The following is a 21,784-nucleotide window of genomic DNA, read 5'->3' on the forward strand; positions in this document are numbered from 1 at the left end:
GACCCTAGGTGCTCGCGGCCGACCGGCGGCGTCGACCCCGCCGTGCCACGATGGATCCGTGGATGCCCTCGCCGAGCTCGTCGAGTCCCTGCCCGCTGGCGTCGTCGCCACCGACCCCGCCACCGCGGAGAACTACCGGTTCGACTGGTCGAAGGACACCGGGGCGGGCACGCCCGTCGCCGTCGTACGGGCCGAGGACGCCGCCCAGGTGCAGACGGCGGTGCGCTGGGCGGCCGCCCACGGCGTGCCGGTCGTCCCGCGCGGCGCCGGCTCGGGGCTCTCCGGCGGCTCCAGCGCGGTCGACGGCGGCATCGTGCTCAGCCTCGAGCGGATGCGTGCGATCGAGATCGACGCCGACTGCCAGGTCGCGGTCGTCGAGCCGGGTGCCTTCAACGCGGAGGTCAAGGCCGCGTCCCGCGAGCACGGGCTGTGGTACCCGCCCGACCCGTCGTCGTACGAGATCTGCTCCATCGGCGGCAACGTCGCCACCAACGCCGGCGGCCTGTGCTGCGTGAAGTACGGCGTCACCACCGACTACGTCCTCGGCCTCGACGTGGTGCTGGCCGACGGCACCCTGGTCACCCTCGGCGGCAAGCGGATCAAGGACGTCGCCGGCCTCTCGCTGCTCAAGCTCTTCGTCGGCTCGGAGGGCACCCTCGGCATCGTCACGCGCGCGATCCTGCGCCTGGTGCCGCTGCCGCTGCCCCCGGCGACCCTCGTCGCCTCCTTCGCGACGGTCGGCGCGGCCGCCGAGGCCGTCGTCGCCGTACGACGCACGCTGCGGCCCTCGATGATGGAGCTGATGGACCAGGCGTCGATCAACGCGGTCGAGGACTACTCGCCGCGCGGGCTCGACCGCACCGCCGGCGCGCTGCTCGTCGTCCAGTCCGACGCCCCGGGCGAGGCCCGGGTGGCGGAGATCGCCGTGGTCGAGGAGGCGTGCGAGGCGGCCGGGGCGAGCGAGGTCGTGGTCACCGACGACCCCGCCGAGGGGGAGATGTTCGTCGAGGCGCGGCGGGCGGCCTTCCCGGCCGTCGAGGCGCGGGGCGCGCTGCTCCTCGAGGACGTCGGTGCGCCGGTGCCGCTGCTGCCCGACCTGCTCGCCGCCGTGGCGGAGATCGCCCGCGAGCACGATGTCGAGATCCCGACCGTGGCCCACGCCGGCGACGGCAACACCCACCCGATCATCGTCTACGACGCCACGGACGCGGACTCCGAGCGCCGCGCCCGCGCCGCGTTCGACGCCATCCTGCAGGCGGCCATCCGGCTCGGCGGCACGATCACCGGCGAGCACGGCGTCGGGCGCACGAAGAAGTCCGCTCTGCCCGACCAGCTCGGCGACGACGTGATGGCGCTCAGCCGCCGGGTCAAGGACGCCCTCGACCCCGCCGGGATCCTCAACCCGGGCGCGGTGCTGTGACCCGGGTCGACCCGGACCGCCTCGGCGACGAGCGGGCTGCGCTGACCCAGCACCTCGCCTACCAGCGGGCCACCATGCTGATCAAGCTCGACGGCCTCGACGACGAGGCGCTCCGGCGCCCGATGACGGCGAGCGGCCTCAACCTGCTCGGGCTCGTACGCCACCTCACGGTGACCGAGCACGGCTGGCTCCTCACCATCTACGGCGGTGTGCCCGACCCGTACCTCGCCCTCGACGAGCAGCCGGGTGCGGAGTTCCGGGTGGACGCCGACGAGCCGACGGAGGAGGTGCTCGCGCTCTACCGCGAGACCTGCGCGCGGGCGGACGAGCTCGTCGCGGCGGGAGGGCTGGACGACGTCGTCACCACGCCGTGGGGCGCCGAGGTCAACCTGCGGGCGATCCTGGCGCACCTGGTCCAGGAGACCGCCCGGCACAACGGCCACGCCGACCTCATGCGCGAGGCCATCGACGGCACGACGGGTTCCTGACGACTCGCACGCGGGTTGGCTACGGTCGGACCATGATCCGCGAGCGCCACCTCTTCGGTCCCGGTCCGTCCAACCCCTACCCGGAGGCGACCGGCGCGCTGGCCGCGCCGCTGCTGGGCCACCTCGACCCGGAGTTCCTCCGGATCATGGACGAGACCTGCGAGATGCTCCGCACGGTCTGGGGCACGTCGAACGCCCGGACGCTGCCGCTGAGCGCGACCGGTTCGGCCGGCATGGAGGCGGCGTTCGTCAACACCGTCCACCCCGGCGACGTGGTCGTCGTCGCGGTGAACGGCCTCTTCGGCCAGCGGATGACCGACGTCGCCGCCCGCTGCGGCGCGGAGGTCGTCGCGGTCGAGCACGAGTGGGGCCAGCCCGTCGACGTCGACCGCGTGCTGTCCGCGCACCCGAGCCCGGCGATCATCGCCGCGGTCCACGCCGAGACGTCCACCGGCGTCCGGTCCGACATCGCCGCACTCGGCGCCGCCAAGGGTGACGCGCTGCTGCTCGTCGACGCCGTCACCTCCATCGCCGGCATCGAGCTGCGCGCCGACGACTGGGGCGTCGACGTCGGCTACGCCGGCACCCAGAAGTGCCTGGGCGTCGCACCCGGACTCGCTCCCTTCACGATCAACGACCGCGCCTTCGAGCGCCGCGTCGAGAAGCCGCGGTCGTGGTACCTCGACCTGGGCATGCTCGGCGGCTACGTGGGGGAGGCGGCCGGCAAGGGCCAGCGGACCTACCACCACACCGCCCCGACAGCGATGGTCGCGAGCCTGCACGCGGGCCTCACCCGGATCCTCGAGGAAGGACTCGAGGCCGTCTGGGCACGCCACCAGGCCGCCGGCGACGCACTGCAGGCCGGGCTGCAGGACCTCGGCCTCGAGCTCTTCGCCGCGGAGGGCCACCGGCTGCCGGAGCTGACCACCGTCAAGGTGCCCGAGGGCGTCGACTCCGCCGCCGTCCGCAAGCAGCTCCTGGAGACGTACGACATCGAGATCGGCGCCGGGGCGGGGGCGTACGCCGCGAGTGTGTGGCGCATCGGGCTGATGGGTCGCAACGCGCGCCCGGACGCCGTACTGATGGTGCTGGCGGCGCTGCGCGAGGTCCTCGGCCGCTGAGGCGGCCGGTGGTCAGTCCAGGCGCTCGACGGCCAGCGCGCCGAGCGCGACCAGGTCGTCCTGGGGCGGGCGGACCTCGGTGAAGCTCACGTCGAGCACGGAGACGGTGCGCCCGACGCGCGTCGCGAGCACCCGGCGCCACGTGATGGCACCGCCCTGGAGCCAGCCGATGAGCATCCCGGTCGACTCGTCGCCCACGCGCGGCGGGATCCAGGCCCGGTTCTTCAGGGTGACCCTGCCGCCCTCGCCGTCATCGGTGCGCACGTTGCCGACGCAGCGCTTGGAGAAGAACCGGTAGCGCTGGAGCAGCTGCCGGGCGGCCTCCGTCGAGCCGAAGCGGACGACGTTCTGGTCGATCAGCGCCACCGAGCGGCGCCTGCTCGCGGGGGAGACGCTGCCCTGGATCCGGCTGCTGCCGCGCACCACCGCCTCCTGGTCCTCGCAGCCGCGGGGCGCGAAGACGGGGGAGCGCAGGACGACCCGGATCGGGTCGTCCATGTCGGGGTAGACCGTGGCGTAGTCGTCCAGGGTCAGCAGCCGATCGCGGCCCACCGGTGCAGGTGCGGCGGTGCCCGGAGGCGCGACGACCAGGCCGGCCAGGACCGTGACGAGTGCTGCGAGCGAGATCATCGTCCTCCGCATGGCGTCCAGCATGGCGGCGACGTACACCGTGTGCAACGCCCGTCAGGCTGGCCCGTGTCGTAGGGTGAGCGGCGCTGAGCTTCCCCAGACTTCAGTGACCATGCCTGAGCGGTGAGGAGCCCTCGTTGTACCTGAAGAGCCTGACCCTCAAGGGGTTCAAGTCCTTCGCGTCCTCGACGACGATGCAGCTCGAGCCGGGCATCACGTGCATCGTCGGCCCCAACGGCTCGGGCAAGTCCAACGTCGTCGACGCCCTCGCGTGGGTGATGGGCGAGCAGGGCGCCAAGAGCCTGCGCGGCGGCAAGATGGAGGACGTCATCTTCGCCGGCACGTCCGGCCGCCCGCCGCTGGGCCGCGCCGAAGTGCAGCTGACCATCGACAACTCCGACGGCGCCCTGCCGATCGACTACGCCGAGGTCACGATCAGCCGCACGATGTTCCGCAACGGCGGCTCGGAGTACGCCATCAACGGCAACGGCTGCCGGCTGCTCGACGTGCAGGAGCTGCTCAGCGACTCCGGCATCGGCCGCGAGATGCACGTGATCGTCGGGCAGGGCCAGCTCGACTCGATCCTGCACGCGACCCCCGAGGACCGCCGCGGCTTCATCGAGGAGGCCGCCGGCGTCCTCAAGCACCGCAAGCGCAAGGAGAAGGCGCTCCGCAAGCTCGACGCCACCGACGGCAACCTGACGCGGCTGGCCGACCTGCTCTCCGAGATCCGTCGCCAGCTCAAGCCCCTCGGTCGCCAGGCCGAGGTCGCCCGCCAGGCGCAGACCGTGCAGATGGACGTCCGCGACGCCCGCGCGCGCCTGCTCGCCGACGACCTCGTGAACGCGCGCACCTCGCTCGACCAGGAGATGGCCGACGAGTCGCTGCTGGTGCAGCGCCGCGAGCAGGTCGAGGCCGAGGTCGCCGCGGGTCGCGAGAAGGAGGCGAGCCTCGAGGCCGCGCTCCGCGACGACCTGCCCCGCCTCGCCGCTGCCCAGGAGACCTGGTTCGCGCTGTCGGGCCTCAAGGAGCGGCTGCGCGGCACCGCGTCGCTGGCCGACGAGCGGATCCGCAACGCCGCGGGCGCCGCCGAGGGCGACACCGTGGACTCGGGCCGCGACCCCGACGAGCTCGAGGCCCAGGCCGGACGCGTCCGGGAGCAGGAGGCGGAGATCGCCGAGCAGGTCGAGCAGCAGCGTGCCGCGCTCGACGCCGCCGTCGTCGCCAAGCGCGCGGCCGAGGAGGCCGCGGCCGAGGAGGACAAGCGGATCGCCGGCCTCCAGCGGGCCGCCGCCGACCGCCGCGAGGGCCTGGCCCGGCTCACCGGACAGGTCAACGCGCTCAAGTCCCGCTCCGAGGCGGCCGACGCCGAGATCCAGCGCCTCACCGATGCCCGCGAGGACGCCGCCACCCGCGCCGAGCGCGCGCAGCGCGACTTCACCGCCCTGGAGACCAAGGTCGCCGGTCTCGACGCGGGCGAGGAGGGCCTCGACTCCGAGCACGAGGAGGCCGTCGCCGCCCTCGACGAGGTCGAGGAGCAGCTGGCCCGGGCCCGCGAGGACTCCCAGCAGGCCGACCGCGACCGAGCCGGTCTCATCGCCCGCCGCGACGCCCTCGAGCTCGGCCTCAACCGCAAGGACGGCGCCGGCGCGCTGCTCGCGGCCACCGACAAGGTCGGCGGCCTCCTCGGCTCCGTGGCCGCCCTGCTCGACGTCGACCACGGCTACGAGGCCGCCGTCGCCGCGGCCCTGGGCACCGCCGCCGACGCCGTGGTGGTCGCCGACTCCCACGCCGCCGTCGAGGCGATCAGCCACCTCAAGGACGACGACCTCGGCCGCGCGGGCCTGCTGCTCGGAGGCGCTCCGCTCGACGACCGCGACTGGCCCGGCCTCCCCGCCTCGGCGTCGTACGCCGTCGACGTGGTGACCGCGCCCGACGACGTACGTCCGGCGCTGGTGCGTCTGCTCCACAAGGTCGCCGTCGTCGACGACCTCCCGGCGGCCCGCAGCCTCGTCGCCGAGCTCCCCGACGTCGTCGCGGTGACCCGCGAGGGCGACCTGCTCGGCGCCCACTTCGCGGCCGGCGGATCCAGCAGCCAGCCCAGCCTCATCGAGATCCAGGCCGCCGTCGACGAGGCCACGACGAAGCTCGCCGAGGCGTCCGCCACCACCGAGCGCCTCGGCTTCGAGATCTCCCGGCTCGAGGCGTCGCGCCACGACATCCTCAAGCGCGTCGACGTGGCGCTGGCCAAGCTGCACGAGTCCGACGCGACGCTCGCCGCGGTGGCCGAGGAGCTCGGCCAGCACGGCTCGCAGGCCCGCGCCGCCAAGGGCGAGGCCGAGCGCCTCGAGCGCGCCATCACGACCGCCCGCGAGGCCCGAGAGGCCGACCTCGCGGGGCTCGTCGAGCTCGAGGCGCGGCTGGCCGCGGCCCAGGACGTCACCGACGAGGAGCCCGACACCTCCGACCGCGAGAAGCTCGCCGAGGCGGCGCGCGAGTCCCGCCAGGGCGAGATGGACGCCCGGCTGGCGCTGCGCACCGCCGAGGAGCGTGCCCGCGCGCTCCACGGGCGCGCCGACTCGCTGCTGCGCGCTGCACAGGCCGAGCGTGAGTCCCGCGCCCGCGCTGCCGAGCGCCGCGAGCGGCTGATCCGCGAGGGCAGGGCCGCGCAGGCCGTCTCCGTGGCCGTCCGGATCGTGCTCCACCAGCTCGAGCGCTCCGTGATGCAGGCCGCTGACGAGCGCGCCGCGGTCGAGGAGTCGCGCCAGGGCAGCGAGCAGCAGCTGATGGCCGTGCGCACGCAGCTGCGCGACCTGGGCCGCGAGCACGACGAGCTGGTCAACTCCGTCCACCGCGACGAGATGGCGCGCACCCAGCAGAAGATGCGCATCGAGCAGCTCGAGGAGCGCGCGCTCGAGGAGCTCGGCCTCGACCCCGACGGCCTGGTCACCGACTACGGCCCGACGACGCTGATCCCGTTCACCGGCGAGGTCCCCGACGGCGAGGAGGCTCCCGAGCCCACCGCCTTCGTCCGTGAGGAGCAGGTCAAGCGGCTCCGCACCGCCGAGCGGGCGCTCTCCATGCTCGGCCGGGTCAACCCGCTCGCGCTCGAGGAGTTCTCGGCGATGGAGGAGCGGCACAAGTTCCTCACTGAGCAGCTCGAGGACCTCAAGCGCACCCGCAAGGACCTCCTCGACATCGTCCGCGAGGTCGACGCCCGCGTCGAGCAGGTCTTCACCGAGGCGTACGCCGACGTGGAGAAGGCCTTCGACCAGACCTTCGCCCGGCTGTTCCCGGGCGGTGAGGGGCGCCTCGTCCTCACCAACCCCGGCGACATGCTCGCCACGGGTGTCGAGGTCGAGGCCCGCCCGCCCGGCAAGAAGGTCAAGCGCCTCTCGCTGCTCTCCGGTGGCGAGCGGTCGCTGGTCGCTGTGGCGTTCCTGGTCGCGCTGTTCAAGGCCCGCCCCTCGCCGTTCTACATCCTCGACGAGGTCGAGGCGGCGCTCGACGACACCAACCTGGGCCGCCTGCTGGAGATCTACGAAGAGCTGCGGGAGAACTCCCAGCTCCTCGTGATCACCCACCAGAAGCGCACCATGGAGGTCGGCGACGCGCTCTACGGCGTCACCATGCGCGGCGACGGCGTCTCCGCGGTGATCAGCCAGCGCCTGCGCGACGCCGAGTCGGCCTGATGCCGCAGGACGTCCCCACCCGCGCCGACTACGTCGCCTGGCGCACCGCCACCACGCGCTGGCGCGACGACGACGCCTACGGCCACCTCAACAACGCGACCTACTACGAGCTCTTCGACACCGCGGTCAACGCCTACCTCTACGAGGCGACCGGGCTCGACGTGCGCTCGCTGCCGCAGATCGGCGTGGTCGCCGAGACCGGCTGCCGCTACTTCCGCGAGATCGGGTTCCCCGAGCCGATCGAGATGGGCCTGGTCGTCGACAAGGTCGGCACGAGCTCGATCGTCTACCGGATCGGGCTCTTCCAGGGCGACTCCGACGAGGCCGCGGCCGAGGGGCGCTTCGTGCACGTGTACGTCGACAACTCCCGTGGTGCCGGCGAGCGTCCGGTGACCCCGATGCCCGACGCCGTGCGGCAGGCCGTCGTACCCCTCCTGCGCTGACGGACGCGACGCGCCGACACGGGGGCCGGGGATGCGGGGCGAGCACCGGCCCTGTGCCATGGTGGAGGTCAACGGACCACCACCTCGGAGGGAATCCCGTGCTCGCGATCATCCTGATGATGACCCTCGGCGTGCTCGTCGCCGCCGGCGTCGGTGTCTACGTCGCCTACCCCCACCGCGGCGAGGAGATGCCCGTCGCCCCGCAGCTGGGCAACGCCATGCGCAAGGGCGTCGACGCGCTGCCCACGCTCGAGGACTCCGAGTCGCGGGTCTGAGCCCTGCGATCCGGTGATGGAGCGGCCCGGCGCCTCGCGGCGTCCGGTCCGCCCACTAACCTGCGCGACGTGACAGGCGCGGACAAGCACGTTCCCAAGGGCTACTGCGCTGCGTGCGGGGCGATGGTCTCCCGGCAGTTCCGCCCGGGTCCCGACGGGCGACCCGACGCCGTCTGCCCGCGGTGCGGGAGCCTGGAGCGGCACCGTTTCCTGTCCCTGCTGCTCGGCGTGCTCGCGCCCGAGCTGCGCGACCTCGACCTGGTGGTGGAGATCGCGCCGTCGCGGCAGTCCAAGCCGCTGCTCGACCGGCTCGACGCCCGCCAGCGGCTCAGCCTCGACGCGGGCTACGACTCCCGCGACGTCGATGCGCTGGCCAGCCTCACCGAGCTGCCGCTGCGCGACGGCTCGGTCGACCTGCTGGTCTGCTACCACGTCCTCGAGCACATCCCCGACGACGGCGCGGCGATGCGCGAGATCGCGCGGGTGCTCAGCCCGCGGGGGATCGCGCTCCTCGAGGTCCCGATCAAGGTGGGCGTCCCGACCGAGGAGGACCCCTCGGCCACCCCGGAGGAGCGGCTCCGGCGCTTCGGGCAGAGCGACCACGTGCGCTGGTACGGCGACGACTTCGACGCGCGCCTCTCGGCGGCCGGGCTGGCCTCGCTCCGGGTGACGCCTCCGGCCCTGGTCGGCGAGGCCGCCGTGAAGTGGTTCCGGCTGATGGCCCACGAGGTCGTGTGGGTCGCGCACCTCGGCCGCGAGACCGCCGCCCCGATGCTGGCCGGTGGCACCGGCTCCGGCCTCACCGCCGCCTTCGACGCGGTGCTCGCCGACCTGGACAAGGCGCAGGCGCGCCTGGCCCGCGAGCGCGAGCGGGCCACCCGCCTGGTCGCCCAGCGCGACGCCCTGCGGGGCCGGCTCGCGGACGAGAAGGCGCGGCGCGAGGCGCGGCTGCTCACCCGGCTTCGCCGTGTCGTGCGCCTCTGATTGGATTGGCCCATGGGTGACTGGCTGTATCTGATCATCGGCATCGCCGTCGTCGGCGTGCTCACGCTCGCCGGGCTGCTGACCTCCGGCCGCCGGCGCAAGGCGGTGCCGCCGTCGGGTGGTACCGACGTGATCGTCCCGGCACCGACCGAGACCGACACGGCCACCGAGGCGCCGCCGGAGCCCGCGGTCGAGACCGCCGAGCCGACCGCGCCGACGATCGAGAAGCCCGAGAAGGCCTCCACCCGCATGCAGCGGCTGCGCGAGCGGCTCTCCCGCTCGCAGGGCGGCCTGGGCAAGGGCCTGCTCGCCCTCCTGAGCCGCGACCGGCTCGACGAGGACACGTGGGAGGCGATCGAGGACACCCTCCTCACCGCCGACATCGGGGTGGCGCCGACGCAGGCCCTCGTGGAGAAGCTGCGCACCCGGCTGCGGGTCGAGGGCGGCCAGACGCCCGACGCCCGCACCGTCCTGCGCGAGGAGCTCATCGAGCTCGTCGGCACCGACCTTGACCGTCGCGTGCAGGTCACCGGCACCGACGGCAAGCCCGGCGTGGTCCTCGTGGTCGGCGTGAACGGCGCCGGCAAGACGACGTCGGTCGGCAAGATCGCCCGCATCCTCGTCGCCGAGGACCTCTCCGTGACGCTGGGCGCGGCTGACACCTTCCGCGCGGCCGCCGTCGACCAGCTCGCCACCTGGGGAGAGCGCGTCGGTGTCGAGGTCGTGCGCGGCCCCGAGGGCGGCGACCCCGCCAGCGTGGCCTTCGAGGCGGTCAAGCACGGCGTCGACAACGGCATCGACACCGTCCTGGTCGACACCGCCGGCCGCCTGCAGAACAAGGCCGGCCTGATGGACGAGCTCGGCAAGGTTAAGCGCGTCATCGAGAAGCAGGCGCCGGTCACCGAGGTGCTGCTCGTGCTCGACGCCACCACCGGCCAGAACGGCCTGATCCAGGCCCGCGTCTTCAGCGAGATCGTCGACGTCACCGGCATCGTGCTCACCAAGCTCGACGGCTCGGCCAAGGGCGGCATCGTCGTCCAGGTCCAGCGCGAGCTCGGCGTGCCGGTCAAGCTGGTCGGCCTCGGCGAGGGCCCCGACGACATGGCGCCCTTCGACGCGGCCGCCTTCGTCGACGCCCTCCTCGGCTGACCCGGTCAGCGATCCCCGGCTGACCGGGGATCGCTGAACATGTCAGGCCGTGCACGGGCCGACAAGTTCAGCGAGAGCCTGACAAGTCCCGGTCGGGCGACCGGCGCGGGCACCGTCAGCCGCGGGCGAGGATTCGGCGTACGGCGTCGTCGATGAGGGTCTCGGCCCGCTTGTCGAAGCTGTGCTCGGCGATGATCCGGGTGGCGATGGCGCGGCGCGCCTCGTCGTCGGGGAAGGCGTCGTACGGCGGCGCGACGAGGCGGGCGAGCTCGTGCTCGTTGTCGAAGGGCAGCACGAGCCCGGAGAAGATCTCCTCCAGCCCGTCGATGCGGTCGCTGAGGATCCGGGCGCCGCAGGCCGCGGCGTCGAAGAGCCGGTTGGAGGCGAAGCTGTCGCGACGCATGTCGAGGTGGTGGTCGTTGAGGACGACGCCGGCCGAGGCGTAGAGCGCGCCGACCTCCTCGTTGGCCACGCCGCCCGACGCGATCTGCTCGCGGTCGACGAACTCGGTCCAGTCGTTGCCGTGCAGCGTCAGGTCGGCGCCGATCGCCAGGGCGCTGCGGACGGCGTAGCGGTAGACGCCACGCGAGTTGCCCACGAAGAGCAGCGCCGGACCCGTGTCGGGCTCGGCCCGGTCGGGGTGGAACCAGCGCGTGTCGGTGCACTGCAGCAGCGGCGCGATCGGGGTGCCCCACTCGCGGGTCATCCGGGCCGACCAGCTCGTGCTGGCGGCGTACACGAGGTCGAAGCACGCCACCTCGTCGGGCGAAATCATGTCGGGGTGGCTGATGATCCACTCGATGTTGAGCAGCCCGGGCCGGGGATCCACCCGGTCGAGGCCGCGCAGCACCAGGAGCACGTCGTCGTGGTCACGCGAGTCGCGGTCGCGGGCGTCACGCCGGTCGATCGCGACGTGCTGGCCGCGTCGCTCGAGCGCGTCGGCGAGCGAGCGGGCGAAGTAGGTGTCGCCCCAGCGGTCACCGCGGTTGGCGGCCGGCGCGGCGATGTCGATCGCCCACCGCAGCCGCGGCGGTGACTCGTGGATGCCGCTGACCGCGCGCACCACGAGCTCGGGGACCAGCACGGCGTCGGCGAGGCGGTCGTCGGGGTCGGCCGAGACCCGGCGGTTGCGCTGGTCGGTGACCTCGAGCCCCGCCTTCAGCAGCAGCTCCGGGGCCGTGTCGGGCGGTGGTGTGAGACCGCTGCCGCGCAGGGAGGCCATCGCGCCGATGAGCTCCTCGGGTGCGGCGTAGTCGGTGCGCGAGGTGATCACCGTGTCGGGTACCACGACCGACTCACCGAGGCCGGCGTGCCGCGCCCGGAGCCCGAGGTCGGTCTCGGCCAGCACGGAGTGGAAACGCCCACTCAGGCCACCGAGGGCGACCGCCGTCTCGGTGCGCACCGCGACGAGCGGCGAGGCCGGCGCGGCGACAGCACACTGCCCGATCCGTACGGCGTCGCTGCTGGGCAGCCCGGCCAGGAACAGCTCGGGGTTGGGGTTGCCGGGGCTGAACCGCGCGCCGGCGCTCAGCACGACGCCGTCGAGGTCGACCACGAGCGGCTGCGCGAGCGCGACCTCCGGCTGGCGCAGCACGTCGGCGAGCTTCTCGGCGATCGGCTGGCGCGGCGGCATCGCCTCCGGTCGGATCAGCAGCACGGTGGCGCCGTCGGCCTGGGAGATGCCGACGTCGGTCGCCGCCGAGGTGGACACGGCTGCCGGGACCGAGACGAACCGGGCTCCGGAGATGATCGCCGCGAGCGAGGCGGCCAGGACGTGGTGCGCGCGCCGCAGCCGTACGCCGACCAGGATCAGCTCCGAGCCCTCGCGCGGCAGCGAGCTGAGCCACTCAACCGTGCGACGCGGCTCGGTGCCCACCGGCATGACGTGGCTGACCAGGTCCTCCGAGCGGGGTCGCGCCGCGGCGGCCTCCCAGTCGACGAGCTGGCGCTCGAGCACGACGGAGTCCCAGTCGTCGCCGTAACCGGTGAGGCCGACGTCGGGCCGCTTCAGGACGGGTACGTCGACCGGCACGGGCTCGTGGTCGTGCGTGAGCCGCAGCATCACGTCACGCTCGACCGACCCGCCGAGCGTCTCGTCGAAGCCGCCGACGTCCTTGATCGCGGTGCGGCGCAGGAGGGCGGTGGTGAGGTCGACCGGCCGGCCGCCGAGCAGCTCGAGGCGTGACCGGCCAACGGCACCCGCACCGGCGAGCACCGCGGCCGCGCCTGTGCCGTTCGCGTGGGCGAGGAGCTGGGCGAGCATGTCGGGCAGCCACACCCGGCCCGGCGGCAGGAAGGCGACGTGGTCGGCGGTGCTGTGCTCGAGCGCGGTGTTGAGCGCGCGCGCGTGGCCGCAGCGCGACTCGCGCACGAGGGTGATCCGGTCGTCGAAGGCGGCCAGGCCCTGGAGCACGCCCGCGGTGTCGTCGAGCGAGCCCCGGTCGACCGCGACCAGGTGCCAGTCGCCGAAGGTCTGGGCCTGGAGCGACGCCACCGTATCCCGGACCTGGGGCCCCACGTCCTGGGCGGCCATCACCACGGTGACCGCGGGGGAGGTGCCCAGGCGCTGCGGGAGGTCAGGTGCCGGGCCGATGAGCGCGGGCCGCTCCAGCACGACCTCCTCGCGCCACGCGGTCGCGGCCTCGATCGCGGCGGCGCGGTAGGTCGACCAGGAGACCTTCCGGGGCAGGATCCGGGTCGGCAGCGCCGTGCCGGGGCTGGAGACCGAGAGCCAGTAGGACAGGGCGCCGTAGGGGTGGTGCCGCGCCTCCGGCATCGCCGCGAAGACCACCCGCGGGTCGACGAGCGGGTGCGGCGCGATCCGGTTGCGGCGGCGGCGCTCGGAGACGTACCAGACCACCGGGTGCTGGCCCGAGCGCTGCCACGAGCGGCGTCGCCCGATCCACTGCGCCTCGAAGAGCGGGTGCGGCGAGACCTCACCGGCCTGCACCGCGGCGCGCGCGGCCTCGTAGGGGGAGCCGAACCGGGTGCCGAGCTGGGCGGCCACGAAGTCGATGTCGACCAGGCCGGAGTCGACCAGCACCTCGGCCGGGTCGTCGAGCCTCACCTGGTGCTGGCGGCGCTCACCGCGCATCTGAGTACCTCACCCGCGGGAACAGCGGCTCCAGCGCCAGCGGGGTCGGCAGCAGCCGCTCGGTGTCGCGGAGGGGGTAGTACTGCGCGGTGTCGGCCAGGAACTGGCGTACGCCGTCGAAGCGCTGCGGGAAGCGACGCTCGCACAGCTCGAGCAGCCGGTCGGCGTCGAGGTTGTAGGGGTCGTAGCGCAAGGTGTCGATCTTGACGTAGGGGAGCCGGGCGTTGTCGAGCACGCGGTCGGCCAGGCTGCGCGCGGGGTTCCACGGCTCGTTGGCCCGCTCGCGCCACTCGCGCACCTCCGCGCGCGTGCGCGGGAAGGAGGAGCGGTGGGCCGCCCACCACCGCATCCGCTCGCGGGCGATGCGGCGGTCCTCGGGGGTCTCCACGAAGTAGGTGTCGGAGGCGAAGCCGGCCTCGTAGAGCCGGCGCGACATGCCGATCTCGTAGCGGCGGATGACCTGCCGGCGCTTGGAGATCGGCTCCATCTCCTCCCAGAAGGCGGTGAAGGCGCGCGAGGCGACCACCCAGGGCCGGAAGGCGACGAAGAAGGACTGGATGTGGGGCGCGAGGCGCTCCGCGGCGGTCAGGCCCCAGAAGTCGCACGGCCGGGTGGCCATCTCGTCGAAGACGGGGGTGTAGGAGTCGAGGGCGAAGACGTAGGTGTCGTTGCAGACCACCACCTCGTCGTACGCCGTCAGGTCGCCCGCGGCGTCGAGGCCGACCTTGTAGCTGAAGAAGTCGTAGCCGTAGTTGGCGCGCTCCACGACCTCCGCGCGCTCGCCCAGCCACTCGCGCGCGGAGTCCTGCAGGTGCGCGGTCGTGCAGACCAGCAGCTTGTCCACCGACGCGGCCAGCGCCTCGACCTGACCACGCACGTGCGGCCGAAGATCTCCGGCGACGTCGTAGTGCGCCATCACGGCCAGTCTGGACACGGCCGAACACTAACAAGGCGGGGTCGGAGGTCGTTCCGTTCACACACCCGTAACACAAGGGTCCATTCCGTTGCCTGCCCGCAACATGTCCCGCGGCCCGGTGAAACCTCGCCCGCGCAGTCTTCGGATGAACATGTGGACCCCTGCATGACAGCGGCGTCATGACCCGGCGGACCACACCCCCGTACGTTTCCTGCCCGATCCCTGGAGGTTCTGTGGACGGCTATTACGCCTTCATGCTGGTGGCGACTGCCTTCGTCCTGATGATGACGGTTCCCGCGCTGGCCCTGTTCTACGGCGGCATGTCCCGGTCGAAGTCCGTGCTCAACATGATGATGATGTCGTACGTCGCGGCTGCCATCGTCGGCATCCTGTACGTCGCCGTCGGCTGGTCGATGGGCTTCGGCGGGGACGGCACGCTCTTCGCCAACCCGTTCGAGCTCCTCTGGCTCGACGGCGTCTCGACCGGCGACTACATCTTCGTGATGTTCCAGATGACGTTCGCGATCATCACCGCCGCGCTGATCAGCGGCGCGGTCGCCGACCGCCTCAAGTTCTCCGCGTGGGTCGTCTTCGTCCCGCTCTGGGCCGTCATCGTCTACTTCCCGATGGCCCACATGGTCTTCAGCTGCACCGACGACTCGCTCATCTGCGGTCGCATCGGCGCCCAGGACTACGCCGGCGGCACCGCGGTCCACATCAACGCCGGTGTCGCGGCCCTCGTGCTCGTCCTGCTGCTCGGCAAGCGCATCGGCTGGCCGCGTGAGCAGATGCGCCCGCACAACCTCACGCTGACCATGCTCGGTGCCGGCCTGCTGTGGATGGGCTGGTACGGCTTCAACGTCGGCTCGATCGTCTTCGGCGACGACCCGGAGACCCAGTTCCCGCTCGAGACCGGTCGCACCTTCGCCACCACCACGCTGGCCACGATGGCCGCCATCCTCGGCTGGCTGCTCGTCGAGCGCCTGATCCACAAGAAGGCCACCTCGCTCGGCGCCGCCTCCGGCATCGTCGCGGGCCTCGTCGCGATCACCCCGGCGACCGGTGCGGTCAACCTCTCCGGTGCCGTCGCCATCGGCGCCATCGCCGGTGCGGTCTGCGCCTGGGCGGTCGGCCTGAAGTACAAGCTCGGCTACGACGACTCGCTCGACGTGGTCGGCGTGCACCTGGTCGGTGGCATCATCGGCACTGTGCTGATCGGTGTGTTCTCCACCTCGGAGGGCGCCGGCGGCGTCGACGGCCTGCTGTACGGCGGCGGCTTCGGCTCGCTGGGCGACCAGTCGCTCGGTGTCCTGGTGGCCGTCCTCTACTCGGGCATCCTCACCGCCGTCATCGGCCTCGCGATCAAGTACACGATCGGCCTGCGCCTCGACGAGGAGGACGAGGTCAACGGCATCGACCTCTCGGCCCACGGCGAGTCGGCGTACGACCTGCACAGCGGCACCAGCGGCGGCTCGTCCAGCGTCCTCGCCGCCAGCACCGCCACCCGCACGGAAGGAGTCAACGCATGAAGCTCGTGACCGCGGTCATCAAGCCGCACAAGTGGGAGGACGTCCGCGAGGCCCTCGAGACCTTCGGCGTCGCCGGGATGACGGTCTCCGAGGTCAGCGGCTACGGCCGGCAGAAGGGCCACACCGAGGTCTACCGCGGTGCCGAGTACGACATCGCGCTCGTGCCCAAGATCCGCCTCGAGATCGTCGTGGACGACGGCGACGCGGACGACATCGTCGGCATCATCGTCAAGACTGCGCAGACCGGTCGCATCGGCGACGGCAAGGTCTGGGTCAGCCCGGTCGAGACCGTCGTGCGGGTCCGGACCGGCGAGCAGGACGCGTCCGCGCTCTGATGGCCACCCTCTCGGGGCAGCTCTCGTGACCGCACCACAACGCCAGACCAGGGCCACCTCGGCCGACGAGCTCTGCCGGCAGGCATACGCTGCCTCCGCGGGGCCCGCCGCCGGGGTGGCCCTGGTCGCGGTCGGGGGATACGGGCGCGGCGAGCTCGCGCCCCACTCCGACCTCGACGTCGTCCTCGTCCACGAGGACGGCACCGACCTCGGCGAGCTCGGCAGCGTGCTCTGGTACCCGCTCTGGGACTCCGGCAAGCGGCTCGACCACTCGGTGCGCTCGATGAGCCAGATGCTCGACGCCGCCGGCGACCTGCGGGTCGCCCTCGGCCTGCTCGACGCCCGCCACCTGGCCGGCGACCCCGGGCTGAGCCTGCGGCTGCGCACGACGATGCTCGCCGACTGGCGGCGGCAGGCCCGCTCGCGGCTGCCCGAGCTGAAGGCGCTCACGCAGAAGCGCCACGAGGTGACCGGCGAGCTCGCCCACGCCTCCGTTCCCGACGTGAAGGAGGCCGAGGGCGGGCTCCGTGACGCGGGCGTGCTCAAGGCCATCGAGGCCAGCTGGCTCGTCGACGCGTCCACCCCTGCGCTCGAGGCCGCCCGGCTGCTGCTCCTCGACGTCCGCGACGAGGTGCAGGACCTCGCCGGCCGCCCGGGCGACCGGATCGCCCCGGAGATGTGGGCGCCGCTGGCCGAGCGCCTCGACCTCCCCGACGCCGAGGCCGCCCAGCGCCATGTGCGCTCGCTCGGGCGCCGGATCGCGCACCTCTCGCGTCTGGCCTGGCGTCGTACGGACGCGGTGATGGCACGTACGACGGGGGAGAAGGGGCGTCGCACGCCCGCTCTCGAGCGGATCGCACCCGGCATCGCGCTCTCCCGGGGCGAGGTGGTCCTCGACGCGGGCACCAAGCCGGCCGACGACCCGACCCTGCTGCTGCGCGCCGCAGCCGAGGCCGCGAGCCGCGACGCCGTGCTCGCCCCGACGACGGCGGCCCGCCTGGTGCGCGAGGGCACCGAGCTGCCGACCCCGTGGCCCGCCCCCGCGCGCGACGCGCTCGTCCGGCTCCTCGCCAGCGGGCCCGGCCTGCTGCCGGTCTGGGAGACGCTCGACGAGGTCGAGGGGATCGAGACGTTCCTGCCCGAGTGGGAGCAGATCCGGCTGCTGCCGCACGCCTCGGCCATCCACCGGTTCACCGTCGACCGGCACGTCGTGGAGACCTGCGCCGAGGCCGGCTCGCTGATCCGGAGCGTCCGCCGCCCCGACCTGCTGCTGGTCGCGGCGCTGCTGCACGACATCGGCAAGGGCTCGCTCCACGACCACTCGGTCGCCGGCGAGCCGCTCGCCCGCAAGATCGTCACCCGGATGGGCTTCACCGACCTCGACGCCGAGGTCGTCGCCTCGCTCGTGCGCTGGCACCTGCTGCTCGCCAACCTCGGCACCACTCGCGACCCCGACGACCCGGCGACGACCGCCGAGCTGCTCACCCACGTGCCCGACGCGGCCAGCCTCGAGCTGCTGCGCGCGCTCACCGAGGCCGACGCCCGCGCCACGTCCTCGGCGGCCTGGACGTCGTGGCGCGAGTCGCTGATCGACCGGCTGGTCTCCCGGGCCGGGCACGCCCTCGGCGCGGAGATCACCCACAGCGCCCCCGTGGAGTCGCTCCCCGTCCCCGAGTCCGTACGACGCGACCACGCCGCGGTCTCCGTCGAGATCGCCCCGCACGAGGTCGGCGCGACGGTCACCGTGATCGCCGCGGACCGGGTTGGCCTGCTGGCCGACGTCGCCGGGGGCCTGGCCGCCCTGCGGGTGCCGGTGAAGGCCGCCCGCGCCTGGGCCCAGGTCGACGCCGACGGCGAGTGGGGCGTGAGCGCCTGGGAGGTGCCCGACGCCTACCTCGATGCGACCGTCGTGCGCGACCGCATCCGCCGGGTGGTGGAGGGCAGCCAGCGCCTGCCCGACCTCGCCGCACGGCCGGCCGACGAGCTGCCGCCGATCGTGGAGGTGCGCCCCGACGCCTCGCGCGCCTCGCTCGTGCTGGAGATCCGGACCTCCGACCGCCCGGGCGTCGTGCACCGCGTGCTCACCACGCTCGCCGGCCTCGGCCTGACCGTCGCCTCGGCCCACGTCTCGACGCTCGGCCCGCAGGCGGTCGACGTGTTCTACGTGCAGGAGGTCGGCGGCGTACGTCCCACGGAGGAGCGCGCCGCGGCGGCCGCCCATGCCGTGCGCACCGCCCTGGGCGGCTGAGCACCGAGGTTTCCCGTCGAGGCGGGTCCGGCGGGGTCGCCCCGTTAGGCTGGAGCGTCGTACCACCCTGATCCACCACCGATGCGAGGGACAGACCCACACCGTGTTCGCCACACTCTCCGACCGCCTTGCCGACACCTTCAAGAACCTCCGGGGCAAGGGCCGGCTCTCCGAGGCCGACATCGACGCCACCGCGCGCGAGATCCGCATCGCGCTGCTCGAGGCCGACGTCGCCCTGCCGGTCGTCAAGGAGTTCGTCGCCGCGGTGAAGGAGCGGGCGCGCGGCGAGGAGGTCAGCGGCGCCCTCAACCCGGCCCAGCAGATCATCAAGATCGTCCACGAGGAGCTCGTGACGATCCTCGGTGGCGAGACCCGCCGCCTGCGCTACGCCAAGAGCGGCCCGACGGTCATCATGCTCGCCGGCCTCCAGGGCGCCGGAAAGACGACGCTGGCCGCCAAGCTCGCGCTCTGGCTCAAGGACCAGGACAAGACCCCGATGCTGGTCGCCGCCGACCTGCAGCGTCCCAACGCGGTCCAGCAGCTCCAGGTCAACGGCGAGCGCGTCAACGTGCCCGTCTTCGCCCCCGAGCCCGGCAACGCCCAGGGAATCGAGCACGGCGGAAACCCGGTCGACGTCGCCCGCGCCTCCATCGAGGAGGCCAAGCGCAAGCTGCACGACGTCGTCATCATCGACACCGCCGGCCGCCTCGGTGTCGACGAGACGCTCATGCAGCAGGCCAAGGACATCCGCGACGCGGTCCAGCCCGACGAGGTGCTGTTCGTCGTCGACGCGATGATCGGCCAGGACGCCGTGACGACCGCGCAGGCCTTCCTCGACGGCGTCGGGTACGACGGCGTGGTGCTCACCAAGCTCGACGGTGACGCCCGCGGTGGTGCCGCCCTGTCGATCCGCTCGATCACCGGCAAGCCGGTCATGTTCGCCTCCAGCGGCGAGAAGATGACCGACTTCGACCTCTTCCACCCCGACCGGATGGCCTCGCGCATCCTCGACATGGGCGACATGCTCACCCTGATCGAGCAGGCCGAGAAGGCGTTCGACTCCGAGCAGGCCATGAAGGCCGCCGAGAAGCTCGGCACCAAGGGCGGCTTCACCCTGGAGGACTTCCTCCAGCAGATGATGCAGATCCGCAAGCTCGGCTCGATGACCAAGATCATGGGGATGCTCCCCGGCATGGGTCAGTTCCGCGACCAGCTCGAGAACTTCGACGAGCGCGAGATCGACCGGATCCAGGCGATCATCCAGTCGATGACCCCCGCCGAGCGGGACAACCCCAAGATCATCGACGGTTCGCGTCGCGCCCGCATCGCCAAGGGCTCGGGCCGCCAGGTCTCCGACGTCAACCAGCTCGTCGACCGCTTCTTCGAGGCGCGCAAGATGATGGAGCAGATGGCGCGTGGCGGCGGGATGCCCGGCATGCCGGGCCTGCCCGGCGCGGGCGGCAAGCGATCCGGTGCGCGGCAGCAGCCGCAGAACAAGGGCAAGAAGGGCAAGAAGCGCGTCTCCGGCAACCCCGCCAAGGCCGCCCAGCAGAAGGCCGACCAGAAGGCCGCTGCGTCCGAGAAGGCCAGCAACCCCTTCGGCAACCCCGACGGCGCCGACATCGACTACGAGAAGGCCGCCGAGCAGCTCAACCTCCCCAAGGACTTCTCCCAGTTCCTCAAATGAGACGAGCAACCGGGATCGAGGAACGAGATCCCGGTGCGGGCTCGGCCAGATTGAGCAAGCGACACGGCTGAGGCACGAAGCCGTACGAGCGCGTCGAAATCCCTTGTGGAGGTGTGGTCGTCGGCAGCCGTCGATGATTGAGTGACCCCACGTTGTCCACGGGGGAGGAAAAGCATGACCGAGCCGTTCGACCACCTGCTGGAGAAGTACGCCCGACTCGTCGTCCGCGTGGGGGTGAACGTCCAGCCGGGCCAGGAGGTCGTGATCAACGCCCTCCCGGAGCAGGCCGACGCCGCACGGGCGCTGGCCGACGAGGCCTACCGGGTGGGCGCGTCGCGGGTGCGCATCGACTACGGCGACCCCCACGTGAAGCGCGCTGCCGTCGAGCACGGTCCCGAGGACCAGCTCGGCGTCTCGCAGGAGCACGAGCTCGCCCAGGTGCGGGCGTGGAACGACAGCAAGCCGGCCCTGATCAGCCTCACCGGCAACCCGCACCCGACCCTCATGGAGGGGCTCGACCCCGCGCGGCTGGCGAAGTCGACGCCGATCGACCTGATCCAGCAGGTCATGCCGCTGATCCTGTCCAACAAGGTGGCCTGGACGGTCATCGGCGCCCCGACGAAGGGCTGGGCGGACAGCGTGGGCGTCGCCGACCTCGCGCAGCTCTGGGACGCGGTCGCGGTGTCCATGCGCCTGGACCAGGCCGACCCGGTCGCCGCCTGGCAGGCGCACGTCGCCAAGCTGCGCACGCGGGCCGCGATCCTCAACGGCCACCGGTTCGACCGGATCCGCTACCGCGGACCGGGCACGGACCTCACGCTCGGCATGGCGTCCGGCTCGACGTGGGTCGGTGGCGCGCTGGAGAACGAGGACGGCGTCGAGTTCGTGCCCAACATGCCGACCGAGGAGGTCTTCATCTCCCCGGACTGGCGTCGCGCCGAGGGGCACGTCCGGACCTCGGCACCGTTCTTCCTGGCGTCGATGGGGACGCTGGTGGAGGACCTCGCCCTCGAGATCAGCGACGGCACCATCACCGGCGCCACGGCCGCCCACGGCGAGGACGAGGTCCGTGCCCAGTTCGACCTGATCCCGCGCTCGAAGCACTTCGGCGAGGTCGCCATCGTCGACTCCGACTCCACGGTCGCGAGCACCGGGCTGGTCTACAAGGACATGCTGTTCGACGAGAACGTCGGCTCGCACGTCGCCTGGGGCATGGGCTACACCAGCGCGATGGACGGCACGCTGCCCCTCTCGCCGGACCAGCGGGTCGACCAGGGCCTCAACCAGTCCGACACCCACGTCGACATCGTCATCGGCAGCCCCGAGGTGCAGATCGACGGCATCCACGCCGACGGCACCGTCGTACCCGTCACCCGCGGCGACGAGTTCGTGCTGCGCGACTGAGGTGACCTCGGTTCTCGTCGTCGACGGCGCCAACGTCGTGGGATCGGTCCCCGACGGTTGGTGGAAGGACCGCGCGGGTGTGGCCCGGCGGCTCCACGAGCGGCTGCTCGTCGCCGACACGTCGTACGACGAGATCGTGCTGGTGCTCGAGGGCCAGGCCAAGGCCGGCGTCCGGGCCGGCCGCGACGGCCACGTCACCACCGTCCACGCGCCGCGCGACGGTGACGCCGAGATCCGCACGCAGGCGCGCAGGGTCACCGAGGCTGGCGGCAGCGTCGTGGTCGTGACCGCCGACCGGATGCTGGCGGCCAACGTCCAGCCCGCGCAGGTGCTCAGCCCGTCCTGGCTGCTCGACCGCCTGTAACGTCC

The 21,784-nt window shown here is 72.7% G+C and carries 17 protein-coding genes; 14 read left to right on the forward strand and 3 right to left on the reverse strand.

Annotation, left to right across the window (positions count from 1 at the left end):
* Positions 1–58 precede the first annotated feature (58 nt).
* From J2X46_RS12775 to J2X46_RS12785, 3 genes are read left to right on the forward strand one after another with little or no spacing between them, the layout of a single operon-like run.
* The gene (locus J2X46_RS12775; RefSeq protein ID WP_310251034.1) at positions 59–1,420 is read left to right on the forward strand and encodes an FAD-linked oxidase C-terminal domain-containing protein; all 1,362 of its coding nucleotides are present in this window, start codon (positions 59–61) and stop codon (positions 1,418–1,420) included.
* Positions 1,417–1,908, forward strand: coding sequence for a DinB family protein (locus J2X46_RS12780; protein WP_310251037.1), 492 nt, complete (start codon positions 1,417–1,419; stop codon positions 1,906–1,908). Before J2X46_RS12775 ends, J2X46_RS12780 begins: the two co-directional genes overlap by 4 nt.
* A gap of 32 nt (positions 1,909–1,940) precedes the next feature.
* Entirely contained in the window at positions 1,941–3,029 is a 1,089-nt protein-coding gene (locus J2X46_RS12785) for an alanine--glyoxylate aminotransferase family protein (RefSeq protein ID WP_310251039.1), read from the forward strand.
* Between the two features lie 12 nt (positions 3,030–3,041).
* Here J2X46_RS12785 and J2X46_RS12790 read toward each other — a convergent pair whose 3' ends face one another.
* Positions 3,042–3,671, reverse strand: a complete 630-nt coding sequence (locus tag J2X46_RS12790) for a sensor domain-containing protein (RefSeq protein ID WP_310251042.1) — start codon at positions 3,669–3,671, stop codon at positions 3,042–3,044.
* Positions 3,672–3,796: 125 nt separating this feature from the next.
* Between J2X46_RS12790 and smc the strand changes: the two genes are divergently transcribed.
* The 5 genes from smc to ftsY all read left to right on the forward strand — a co-directional run bounded on the left by smc (position 3,797) and on the right by ftsY (position 10,202).
* A complete protein-coding gene (gene smc / locus J2X46_RS12795) occupies positions 3,797–7,351 on the forward strand; it encodes a chromosome segregation protein SMC (protein ID WP_310251045.1) in 3,555 nt (1,184 codons plus the stop codon).
* On the forward strand, positions 7,351–7,794 hold the full coding sequence (locus J2X46_RS12800; RefSeq protein WP_310251047.1) for a thioesterase family protein: 444 nt from the start codon (positions 7,351–7,353) through the stop codon (positions 7,792–7,794). Before smc ends, J2X46_RS12800 begins: the two co-directional genes overlap by 1 nt.
* A gap of 98 nt (positions 7,795–7,892) precedes the next feature.
* Positions 7,893–8,069, forward strand: coding sequence for a hypothetical protein (locus tag J2X46_RS12805; RefSeq protein ID WP_310251050.1), 177 nt, complete (start codon positions 7,893–7,895; stop codon positions 8,067–8,069).
* Positions 8,070–8,138: 69 nt separating this feature from the next.
* The gene (locus J2X46_RS12810) at positions 8,139–9,053 is read left to right on the forward strand and encodes a methyltransferase domain-containing protein (protein WP_310251053.1); all 915 of its coding nucleotides are present in this window, start codon (positions 8,139–8,141) and stop codon (positions 9,051–9,053) included.
* Between the two features lie 12 nt (positions 9,054–9,065).
* Positions 9,066–10,202: a signal recognition particle-docking protein FtsY gene (ftsY, locus tag J2X46_RS12815; protein ID WP_310251055.1), complete on the forward strand. Its 1,137-nt coding sequence runs from the start codon at positions 9,066–9,068 to the stop codon at positions 10,200–10,202.
* A gap of 115 nt (positions 10,203–10,317) precedes the next feature.
* Here ftsY and J2X46_RS12820 read toward each other — a convergent pair whose 3' ends face one another.
* Together J2X46_RS12820 and J2X46_RS12825 are read right to left on the reverse strand one after the other, a co-directional pair.
* The gene (locus tag J2X46_RS12820; protein WP_310251056.1) at positions 10,318–13,296 is read right to left on the reverse strand and encodes a glycosyltransferase; all 2,979 of its coding nucleotides are present in this window, start codon (positions 13,294–13,296) and stop codon (positions 10,318–10,320) included.
* Positions 13,286–14,230, reverse strand: a complete 945-nt coding sequence (locus J2X46_RS12825) for a rhamnan synthesis F family protein (protein ID WP_310251059.1) — start codon at positions 14,228–14,230, stop codon at positions 13,286–13,288. The genes J2X46_RS12820 and J2X46_RS12825 overlap by 11 nt, the downstream gene beginning before the upstream one ends.
* A 236-nt stretch (positions 14,231–14,466) precedes the next feature.
* Here J2X46_RS12825 and J2X46_RS12830 point away from each other — a divergent pair, with 236 nt between their 5' ends.
* From J2X46_RS12830 to J2X46_RS12855, 6 genes are all read left to right on the forward strand, one after another.
* Entirely contained in the window at positions 14,467–15,741 is a 1,275-nt protein-coding gene (locus tag J2X46_RS12830) for an ammonium transporter (RefSeq protein WP_310251061.1), read from the forward strand.
* Positions 15,738–16,076 (forward strand): P-II family nitrogen regulator, encoded by a 339-nt coding sequence (locus J2X46_RS12835; protein WP_310251064.1) that lies wholly within the window; start codon positions 15,738–15,740, stop codon positions 16,074–16,076. Before J2X46_RS12830 ends, J2X46_RS12835 begins: the two co-directional genes overlap by 4 nt.
* A 25-nt stretch (positions 16,077–16,101) precedes the next feature.
* Positions 16,102–18,324: a [protein-PII] uridylyltransferase gene (locus tag J2X46_RS12840; RefSeq protein WP_310251067.1), complete on the forward strand. Its 2,223-nt coding sequence runs from the start codon at positions 16,102–16,104 to the stop codon at positions 18,322–18,324.
* Between the two features lie 103 nt (positions 18,325–18,427).
* Positions 18,428–20,011, forward strand: coding sequence for a signal recognition particle protein (gene ffh / locus J2X46_RS12845; protein ID WP_310251070.1), 1,584 nt, complete (start codon positions 18,428–18,430; stop codon positions 20,009–20,011).
* A 174-nt stretch (positions 20,012–20,185) separates the two neighbouring features.
* Entirely contained in the window at positions 20,186–21,415 is a 1,230-nt protein-coding gene (locus J2X46_RS12850) for an aminopeptidase (protein ID WP_310251074.1), read from the forward strand.
* A gap of 1 nt (position 21,416) precedes the next feature.
* Positions 21,417–21,779: a hypothetical protein gene (locus J2X46_RS12855; protein ID WP_310251077.1), complete on the forward strand. Its 363-nt coding sequence runs from the start codon at positions 21,417–21,419 to the stop codon at positions 21,777–21,779.
* The last annotated feature ends 5 nt before the right edge of the window (positions 21,780–21,784 follow it).

The sequence above is a fragment of the Nocardioides sp. BE266 genome (genome assembly GCF_031457855.1).
Taxonomy (GTDB): domain Bacteria; phylum Actinomycetota; class Actinomycetes; order Propionibacteriales; family Nocardioidaceae; genus Nocardioides.

Excerpts from the sequence above, each read along its gene's own strand:
- J2X46_RS12785 (WP_310251039.1), top strand. The coding sequence starts at position 1,941 with ATGATCCGCGAGCGCCACCTCTTCGGTCCCGGTCCGTCCAACCCCTAC.
- J2X46_RS12790 (WP_310251042.1), bottom strand. The coding sequence starts at position 3,671 with ATGCGGAGGACGATGATCTCGCTCGCAGCACTCGTCACGGTCCTGGCC.
- J2X46_RS12800 (WP_310251047.1), top strand. The coding sequence starts at position 7,351 with ATGCCGCAGGACGTCCCCACCCGCGCCGACTACGTCGCCTGGCGCACC.
- ftsY (WP_310251055.1), top strand. The coding sequence starts at position 9,066 with ATGGGTGACTGGCTGTATCTGATCATCGGCATCGCCGTCGTCGGCGTG.
- J2X46_RS12820 (WP_310251056.1), bottom strand. The coding sequence starts at position 13,296 with ATGCGCGGTGAGCGCCGCCAGCACCAGGTGAGGCTCGACGACCCGGCC.
- J2X46_RS12830 (WP_310251061.1), top strand. The coding sequence starts at position 14,467 with ATGCTGGTGGCGACTGCCTTCGTCCTGATGATGACGGTTCCCGCGCTG.
- J2X46_RS12835 (WP_310251064.1), top strand. The coding sequence starts at position 15,738 with ATGAAGCTCGTGACCGCGGTCATCAAGCCGCACAAGTGGGAGGACGTC.
- J2X46_RS12850 (WP_310251074.1), top strand. The coding sequence starts at position 20,186 with ATGACCGAGCCGTTCGACCACCTGCTGGAGAAGTACGCCCGACTCGTC.